This window comes from Candidatus Nanopelagicales bacterium, assembly GCA_018003655.1.
Classification (GTDB): domain Bacteria; phylum Actinomycetota; class Actinomycetes; order S36-B12; family UBA10799; genus JAGNDY01.
Map to the genome: position 1 here is coordinate 1 of JAGNDY010000093.1, position 6393 is coordinate 6393.

The 6393-nt window shown below is 62.1% G+C and carries 7 protein-coding genes; 2 read left to right on the forward strand and 5 right to left on the reverse strand.

Annotation, left to right across the window (positions count from 1 at the left end; translation table 11 throughout):
• Positions 1-169 precede the first annotated feature (169 nt).
• Positions 170-1324, reverse strand: coding sequence for an MFS transporter (locus KAZ48_09985; GenBank protein ID MBP7973119.1), 1155 nt, complete (start codon positions 1322-1324; stop codon positions 170-172).
• Between the two features lie 59 nt (positions 1325-1383).
• Complete coding sequence (locus tag KAZ48_09990) at positions 1384-2178, reverse strand: 1-acyl-sn-glycerol-3-phosphate acyltransferase (protein ID MBP7973120.1); 795 nt, start codon at positions 2176-2178, stop codon at positions 1384-1386.
• 83 nt (positions 2179-2261) lie between these two features.
• On the opposite strand from KAZ48_09990, the gene KAZ48_09995 reads away from it, so the two are divergent.
• Both KAZ48_09995 and KAZ48_10000 read left to right on the forward strand, forming a co-directional pair.
• A complete protein-coding gene (locus KAZ48_09995; protein MBP7973121.1) occupies positions 2262-3236 on the forward strand; it encodes a DUF389 domain-containing protein in 975 nt (324 codons plus the stop codon).
• A 53-nt stretch (positions 3237-3289) separates the two neighbouring features.
• Positions 3290-3568 (forward strand): hypothetical protein, encoded by a 279-nt coding sequence (locus KAZ48_10000; GenBank protein MBP7973122.1) that lies wholly within the window; start codon positions 3290-3292, stop codon positions 3566-3568.
• On the opposite strand, the gene KAZ48_10005 is transcribed toward KAZ48_10000, so the two are convergent.
• From KAZ48_10005 to KAZ48_10015, 3 genes are all read right to left on the reverse strand, one after another.
• A complete protein-coding gene (locus KAZ48_10005) occupies positions 3565-5157 on the reverse strand; it encodes an SDR family oxidoreductase (GenBank protein MBP7973123.1) in 1593 nt (530 codons plus the stop codon). The two genes, KAZ48_10000 and KAZ48_10005, sit on opposite strands and share 4 nt — an antisense overlap.
• Entirely contained in the window at positions 5154-5528 is a 375-nt protein-coding gene (locus KAZ48_10010; protein ID MBP7973124.1) for a hypothetical protein, read from the reverse strand. Before KAZ48_10010 ends, KAZ48_10005 begins: the two co-directional genes overlap by 4 nt.
• A 94-nt stretch (positions 5529-5622) precedes the next feature.
• The coding region (locus tag KAZ48_10015; protein MBP7973125.1) for an AMP-binding protein at positions 5623-6393 on the reverse strand (771 nt) is incomplete at its 5' end.

Here is a 6393-nt window from a genome sequence, read left to right on the forward strand (position 1 = left end):
GCTGCACTCAAGCCCGACACAATCGCTTGATCGCGAGTGGATCGCGTGAGCAGGTTGGGTTGAAACGAGCTCCCCAGCGCCAAGGCACCGAGGAAGATTCCCGCGCGGGCGGACTTATCCGGCTCGGACACGGCCACAGCCGGGCCCGTGACATGCGATGAAGTGGCGGTCATGAGTCGATCCTGCCAACTGACTCCGGTTGTTGCGAACGCTGTGTGGCGCGCGGCAGGCCCTGGACCAACGGCAACCCGATGACCATGACGACGGCTATCAGCACGAACGCCCAGGCGGGAAGGTCCAAGAGCTGCTGGACGAGCAACGCGATGAACAGTCCGGCCGCGTTGCCCGAGAGCCACAGCAGAGCTGTTGCGGTGCCGCTGGCAGGGCCAGCACGCCGCTCGGCCATCTCCAAGATGATGGGTAGCGAGGTGAGCAGGAAGAAGCCGATCACGGCACAGATCACGAGGCTCGCCACGTAACCAGGACTGAACGCCAGCACGAGCGTTCCGGCTCCAGATACCGCAATGGCAATGAGCAGCCACCGCTGCTGGCGACCCCAGCGGGCAATCAACGGCGGCATCGTCATCGAACCGACAATTCCAGCAATCACGAAGGCGAGTAGCAAGATGCCCGCTTCGGTCGCGTCAATTCCGGCCGGCTCAAGCAGTGCTTGTAGCCACGTCGTGAGGGCAATGAAGGCACCAAAACCAATCGCCACGATTCCTGTGAGGGTACGAATAAGTGGATCCGCCCACACACTTCGTAGCCGGTGCGTTTGGGCTTGCTCACCATCAGCCATCGCTGGGGTGTGTCGGCCTCGCTGTGCCAACCCGACCAGCAGGGCCGCGGCGGCTAGCACCGCGAATACGGCCTGGATAATCAGCAGATCACGCAGGCCGCTGCCACCGAATGCGGTTCCCAGCAATAATGCGATGACCATGCCGGCGAACATGCCCGCTGAGCCAACCCCGATTGCTGCGGGCCGATCCCGCTCACGTGCGTAGTCAATGGAGATCCGGGTTACGGCATTGATGATCAACGGCTGCGCGATCGCGATGATGATCTGGCCGATTAACACCATGAGATAGTCAGACCCGATGAGTCGTACCATCGCGCCGACAGCGGTGAGGCCAGCACCGACCGCCAAACTCGGTCGAAACCATCGATCCAACGCGAAGCCGGCGGGCAACGCGAGTACCACGTAGAGCAGCGGAAAGATCTGGGCGAGCCAGCCGATATCACCGACCGATACGCCGTATTCAGCGGCCGCGTCGGTTGTGATGGGCGCAAACGTGAGCCAGAGGGTCTGATTTGCAGCTGCCACAGCGGCGTAGGCGAGGACAGCGAACCACTGGGTTCGAGCGGAACTTCCTTGGATGGTGGCTATGACCGTTCTCCGCCCTTGGTCGCCTGCGCCTTCTTCTCCTGGGCGCGGGCACGGCGGCGTTCGTGCGCCGCATCATCCTCGGCCTTCGCCTCCGCTGGCGTCGGTGCCGTACCTCCAAACCGAACAGGCATCCACCAGCGATCGTCATCGTTTCGCGGCTTGTCCGGGTAGCGGTCAAGTGTCTCTTCCAGCAGCTCTTGCAACCGTGCGCGGAGATTCTTGGTGACAGTGGCCACGTCGGCGTCCGGATCGGGATACATCGGTTCACCGATGGTCAGCGCGATGCAGGTCCCGCGCCGAAGGCTGCGTGGAGTGCCTTTGCTGAACATGCGCTGGCCACCCCAGGTCACCATCGGAATCAGCGGAACCGGTGCGTCTTGGGCTAGCCGGGCAGCGCCGGACTTGCACTCCTTGATCTCGAAGGATCGGCTAATCGTTGCCTCGGGGAAAACTCCCACCACCTCGCCAGCCTTGAGTGCGTCGAGGGCAGAGTCGAACGCATCCGCGCCCGCCGAACGATCCACCGGGATATGCTTCATTCCCCGCATCAGCGGCCCCGACACCCGATTCTTGAAGACTGTGTCCTTCGCCATAAATCGCACAAGCCGATGGGAAGGGTCGGCGGCGAAACCGCAGAAGATGAAGTCCAGATACGAGACGTGATTGCTCGCCAGGACCGCGCCACCCTCGCTTGGGATGTTGTCCGCGCCCACGATGTCAAACCGCAGGCCCCAGAGTTTGAAAGCGACCCGCATGCTCGCGACGACAGGTGGGTAGACGAGTTCGGCCATATGGGCACCTTATGCCCAACGCGGTCGGATACGGGCCGCGTCGTTGCCACTGATTGCACCAACTGTGAGCCAGTATCTTGGACGTGCTCCATCTGCGGGTCTACGTCGAAGAAGGCATCGCTGCCGACGTGCGCAACCTGCTGATGAATGACCCCGCCGTGAGCGCACTGTCGGTGTCCACAGGTGATTCGCTGGAACCGACCGGCGACCTCATCACCGCCGATGTCGCGCGGGAAGCGGCCAACTCCATCGTCGACGAATTGGTCGCGATGGGTGTGCATCGCCGCGGCACCATTTCGATGGATCCCGTTGAGAGTTGGATTTCCCAACCTGCGTTCGACGCCCAGCGTGAGGTCCCCGGTGACAGCGGCGACGCGGTCGTCTGGTCAGAGGTCGTGCAGGAGTCGTATACCGATGCGACGATCAATTGGTCCTTCATCACGTTCATGATTCTGGCGACGACCATGGCCAGCATCGCGATAATTAATGACTCGCAGGTGCTCGTCATCGCGGCAATGATTCTCGGTCCGGAGTTTGGGGCGGTCGCAGCCCTTGGCGTCGCCCTCGTTCGTCGCCGCTTCCACCTCCTGCGGCGAGCAGTCGTCGCGCTAGTCGTGGGTTACGCGACCGCGATCCTTGTAGTCGCGTTCTTTGTCCTCATCGGCCGGATTGCTGGCTGGATCACGGCCGCTGACATCACCGCTCCGCGGCCTGGGACTTCCTTCATCTATACCCCCGACCAATGGTCGGTTCTCATCGCGCTGGTGGCCGGTGCGGCAGGAGTGCTCGCGATTACCTCCGAACGTGCCGGCGGCCTGGTGGGAGTGTTCATTTCGGTGACGACAATCCCGGCTGCTGGCAACATCGCGCTGGCCCTGCCGTTCCTGCTCGTCGACGAAATCGTCGGCAGCTCCATCCAACTCATTGTCAATCTGCTCGGTATGGCGTTGGCTGGGTGGTTCACGCTCTACGTTCAACAGCGAATCTGGCGACGGGTCGGGAAACGCAAAGGTAGATTGCCCCATTCACGCGCACACACGTGGTGGGTAGCTCGCTAGCGAATCTCGCGCACACACTTGGTGAGTGGACCGCTAGCTAATAGGGTGTGCCAATGCCTTGCCTCGTCGCGTGCTTCGCGCTCATCTCGCCCCGATTGGCCATCGTCTTGCTCTGGCTGTTCACCGACCGGATGACGATCGCCTTCGATTCATTCTGGATCTGGTTGGTGGGTCTGGTCTTTCTGCCCTGGACGACGCTGGCCTGGGCAGCGGTTTACGTGCCGTTCAATGGAATCGAAGGCTTCGGGTGGTTCATTGTCGCGATCGGTTTCATCATCGACATCAGCACGTACCTCGGCAGCGCGCGCAGTCGTTCGACCCAACGGGCCTAGCTGGCAATCTCCACTGGCGTCTCCGCTGAAGTCTCACCGTCGGCTTGCGCGGTGACCTGGCCCTCACCATCGAATTCGACAGCTCGTCGAGTGATGTTACGAACCATTGAGCCGAACACCACCCCGTGGAATGGCGCGACCGCCCACCAGTACAGGTGGCCAGCGAGGCCCCGGGGAAAGAAAGTCGCTCGTTGGCCGTACACGGTCCGACCGTTCACGTCCTCGGAGATTGTGAACTCAAGCCAGGCCAAACCAGGCAGTTTCATCTCCGCGCGCAGCCGCAGTAACCGCTGGGCAACGATCTCTTCCACTCGCCAGAAGTCCACTGCTTCGCCGACCATCAGGTGGTCAGGATCGCGCCTGCCTCTCCGTAGGCCTACTCCCCCCACGCCTCGATCCATCCAGCCTCGAACTTCCCAAGCAAAAGGGAACGAGTACCACCCGTTCTTGCCCCCAACGCCTTCGATGACTCGCCACAAAGCGGCCTTGCTGGCGGGGACTGGCTCTGTTCGGACGTCGGTGTAAAGGCTGCCGCCTGCCCACGACGGATCTGTCGGCAGCGGCTCGGCCGGCGCACCCGGCACCGATGCCGACGACCAGCGTGTGCTCACCTGTGCATCGCGAACCCGCTGGATCGCCAAGGTGATGGCCTGAGTGAAGGGCAGCAATCCGCCAGGTGGGTCCGGAATGTACTCGGCAATGTCATGCTCACTGCAGACAACCTCATGGCGAAGTGACTCGACCAGTGGGCGTGCGATTCCCGCCGGAACGGGCGTCACCACGCCAACCCAGTGGCTCGACAAGCTCGGGGTCAGGACTGGCACAGGAACGATGAAGCGTCTGGGCAATCCGGAGATCCGCGCATATGCCTGCATCATGTCCAGGTAGGTCAGAACGTCCGGTCCGCCGATGTCGAAGTGACGGTTCACTTCCGGCGGCAGATCGGCACACTTAACGAGGTAGCGCAGTACATCGCGGATCGCGATCGGCTGGATGCGGTTGCTGACCCACTTCGGCGTAATCATCGCCGGGAGCCGCTCGGTGAGGTAGCGAAGCATCTCGAAGCTCGCTGAACCCGAACCCAGGATCACTGCGGCGCGCAATTCGGCTGTTGGAACGCCACTTGAGCGCAGGACGTTCCCCACTTCTGCCCGGGACCGAAGATGCTCGGAAAGCCCGCTGGACTTTCCCGGCGGGGTGATTCCGCCGAGGTACACCAACCGGGAGACGTCGCACTCCGCAGCTGTGTCGGCGAATAGCTGCGCCATCGAGTGCTCAGCGTGGGCAAAACCTTTACCCGTGCTCAACGAATGGAGCAAGAAGTAGGCAACCTCAACGCCGGTCAGTGCCTCGCGAACAGCGTCCGGATCGTTCGCGTCGCCTTTGACGATCTCGATCTGGTCGAACCAACCCGTGTCTCGCAGGCGTTCTGGGTGTCGTGCGAACACCCGGACCCGCATCCCGGCAGCCAGCAGTTCCGGCACCAGGCGCCCGCCGATGTATCCGGTTGCGCCGGTGACCAAGCACAGCTTTCCCGTCGCCGGTTCGGTCGCGTCGTTCTGGTCCACCACTGCGGTATCCGAGCTCATGGGTTCTCCTTATCGGGCATCACTGCCCAGATCATCGGGATCTGCAACGGTAGCCTGGCCCAAGCGACCATCGCCGGAGCAGAGGTTGCCCCGCCCTGTGCTGTCAGGGACCGAGCCTGGGTGATGTTGCCGGGAAAGACCACGACCAAGACTGCGGCACTGGCATATCCGGCCCAGCGTTGGCCACGGATGAGCCCATAGGCGCAGACCAGTTCGGCCACTCCCGAGGCGTAGATGATCTCCGTCTGCCGGGGCAAGCGTCGGGGCATGAGGGGCCGGAATATCTTCGGCCTGGTCAGGTGCACGATCCCGCTAACAACAAACGCACCGGCAACCGTCATCGCCATCCGGTGCTTCAGAGGTGAGGTCACACTGGCCATCCTGCCCCACGCCTGTTCATGGTGTTCGTCAGCGCCCCACGTGGTGCGCCGTACGGAATGCGATCTGCGCGCTGATCCCTAACGCCTAGTCGTACAGGGAGTCGAGGAGTTCTTTATGTCGGTCAGCAATGACACGGCGCTTCACCTTCAAGCTTGGCGTCAATTCCCCGGACTCAATGGTGAAGTCACGGTCGAGAATGACGTACTTCTTGACGTTCTCCCAGGGATTGAGCCGGCTATTGAGTTCCGTGACAGCCGCATCCACGGTTTCGACGAGTTCCGGATCCTTGCTCGCCGTGGCCAAGTCCGCCGGCTTCCCGCGGGCACCTGCCCACATTGCGACCGAGTCCGGGTCAAGCGTAATGATTGCGCTGACGTACTTGCGGTTGTCTGCATGGACGACCATGTTGCTGGCGAGACCACAGATTCCTTTGAATTCACTCTCGATCGACGACGGCGCGACGTACTTGCCACCACTGGTTTTGTACAGGTCCTTCTTCCGATCAGTGATCGTAAGACGGCCGTATTCGTCGAATGTGCCGATATCACCGGTGGCGAACCAGCCGTCCACGAGGACTTCTGCCGTGGCGTCAGGACGGTTTCGATAGCCGCGCATCACCGCAGGGCTGCGAACCAGGATCTCCCCGTCGTCAGCGAGTTTGACCTCAGTGCCCGGTTGGGGTTCACCAACGGAACCCGCCTTCAGCGTGGTCGGGCGGCTGATCGTCAGGACCGCAGCGGTCTCGGTGAGGCCGTAACCCTCCAGGATTGGCATTCCCGCGGCGAAGAAGAACAGGGCAACCTCCGTCGACAACGGAGCGGCGCCGGAAATGAAGAACCGAACATTGCCACCGAG